Annotated in this window: 3 protein-coding genes; all 3 read left to right on the forward strand. The window is 73.3% G+C overall.

All coding sequences use genetic code 11. From position 1 onward, the window contains the following. The coding region (argJ, locus tag KBX39_RS29065; RefSeq protein WP_210873601.1) for a bifunctional glutamate N-acetyltransferase/amino-acid acetyltransferase ArgJ at positions 1 to 923 on the forward strand (923 nt) is incomplete at its 5' end. Beyond that, on the forward strand, positions 920 to 1,807 hold the full coding sequence (gene argB, locus KBX39_RS29070) for an acetylglutamate kinase (RefSeq protein ID WP_043324923.1): 888 nt from the start codon (positions 920 to 922) through the stop codon (positions 1,805 to 1,807). The genes argJ and argB, both read left to right, overlap by 4 nt. Next, on the forward strand, positions 1,804 to 2,316 hold a 513-nt coding region (locus KBX39_RS29075), incomplete at its 3' end, for an aminotransferase class III-fold pyridoxal phosphate-dependent enzyme (protein ID WP_210873602.1). The genes argB and KBX39_RS29075, both read left to right, overlap by 4 nt.

The following is a 2,316-nucleotide window of genomic DNA, read 5'->3' on the forward strand; positions in this document are numbered from 1 at the left end:
AGGACACCCACGCCACCGCCGAGCACACCGCCGCCGCGATCACCGCGGCGAACGCGCGGCTCATCGTCGGCGCGGGCGAGGTCGCGGTCTGCTCGACCGGCCTGATCGGCGAGCGGCTGCCGATGGACAAGCTGCTTCCCGGCGTACGCGACGCGGTGCGCGGCCTGTCCCGCGACGGCGGCCCGGCGGCCGCCGAGGCCATCATGACCACCGACACCCGGCCCAAGACGACAGTGGCGCAGGGTACGGGCTGGACCGTCGGCGGCATGGCCAAGGGCGCGGGCATGCTCGCCCCGGCCATGGCCACCATGCTCTGCGTGCTCACCACCGACGCGGTGGCCGGGCCGGACGCCCTGGACGCCGCGCTGCGCGCCGCCACCCGGATCACGTTCGACCGGATCGACTCCGACGGCTGCATGTCCACGAACGACACGGTGCTGCTGCTGGCAAGCGGCGCGTCCGGGATCGAGCCGACCGCCGAGGAGCTGACCGCCGCGGTCACCGCCGCCTGCCACGACCTGGCCCAGCAGCTCCTGGCCGACGCCGAGGGCGCGACCAAGGAGGTCGCGATCGAGGTGGTCGGCGCGGCCAGCGAGGACGACGCGGTCGAGGTGGGCCGTACGGTGGCCCGCAACAACCTGGTCAAGACCGCGCTGTTCGGCAACGACCCGAACTGGGGCCGCATCCTCGCCGCGGTCGGCACCACCACCGCCGTGTTCGAGCCGGACGGCGTCGACGTCGCGGTCAACGGCATCTGGGTGTGCCGGGGCGGCGCCGCCGCCGAGGACCGCGCCAAGGTGGACCTCACCGGCCGCGGCGTCACCGTCCGGATCGACCTGCACGCCGGCGTCGACACCGCCACCATCTGGACCAACGACCTGTCCCACGCGTACGTACACGAGAACTCGGCCTATTCCACATGAACTTGAGTGCTGACCTCACCCGGGCCCAGGCCAAGGCCGCCACGCTGATCGAGGCGCTGCCCTGGCTGGCCCGCTTCTCCGGCGCCACCGTCGTGGTCAAGTACGGCGGCAACGCCATGGTCGACCCGGAACTGCAGCGGGCGTTTGCCGCCGACATGGTGTTCCTGCGCTACGCCGGCCTGAAGCCGGTGGTGGTGCACGGCGGCGGCCCGCAGATCTCCGCCATGCTCGGCCGGCTCGGCATCGCCAGCGAGTTCCGGGGCGGCCTGCGGGTCACCACCCCGGAGGCGATGGACGTGGTCCGGATGGTCCTGGTCGGCCAGGTCGGCCGGGAACTGGTCGGGCTGATCAACGCGCACGGCCCGTACGCGGTCGGCCTCTCCGGCGAGGACGCCGGGCTGTTCACCGCCGTGCGCCGTCCCGCGTACGTGGACGGCGAAGCGGTCGACGTGGGCCAGGTGGGCGACGTGGAGTCGGTGAACGTCTCGGCGGTCACCGACCTGATCGCCGCCGGCCGGATCCCGGTCATCTCGACAGTCGCGCCGGACGCCGACGGGGTGCTGCACAACCTCAACGCGGACACCGCCGCCGCCGCGCTCGCGGTGGCGCTGGACGCCCGCAAGCTGGTCGTGCTGACCGACGTCCCGGGCCTGTACGCCGACTGGCCGGACACGTCCAGCCTGGTCAGCGAGATCACCGCGGACGACCTGGCGAAGCTGCTGCCGTCCCTGGAGTCGGGCATGGTCCCGAAGATGGAGGCCTGCCTGCGGGCGGTGCGCGGGGGAGTGCCCGCCGCGCACGTCGTCGACGGCCGGGTCGCCCACTCCACGCTGCTGGAAGTGTTCACGTCGGAGGGCTTCGGAACCATGGTGATCGACTCATGAGCACGCTGGTGCAGCGGTGGAACGCCACCATGATGGACAACTACGGCACGCCGCCGCTGGCGCTCGTCTCCGGCTCCGGCGCCGTCGTGACCGACGAGACCGGCCGGGAGTACGTCGACCTGCTCGGTGGCATCGCCGTCAACGCGCTCGGCCACGCCCACCCGGCGGTGGTGGCCGCCGTCAGCAAGCAGGTCGCGACGCTCGGGCACGTGTCGAACCTGTTCGTCGCCGAGCCGCCGGTGGCGCTGGCCGAGCTGCTGCTCGCGCTGGCCGGCCGCCCCGGCCGGGTGTTCTTCGCCAACTCCGGCGCGGAGGCCAACGAGGCGGCGTTCAAACTGTCCCGGCTCACCGGCCGCCGGCACGTGGTCGCCACCCACGGCGGCTTCCACGGCCGGACCATGGGCGCGCTGGCGCTGACCGGGCAGCCTGCCAAGGCCGACCCGTTCCGCCCGCTACCAGGCGACGTGACGCACGTGCCGTTCGGCGACGCCGACGCGCTGGCCGAGGCG

This window comes from Micromonospora sp. D75, assembly GCF_018070405.1.
In the GTDB taxonomy this organism is placed as follows: Bacteria; Actinomycetota; Actinomycetes; order Mycobacteriales; family Micromonosporaceae; genus Micromonospora; species Micromonospora chalcea.

Bases quoted from the DNA above. Each gene is read 5' to 3' on its own strand.
- argB (WP_043324923.1), top strand. From the start codon at position 920: ATGAACTTGAGTGCTGACCTCACCCGGGCCCAGGCCAAGGCCGCCACG.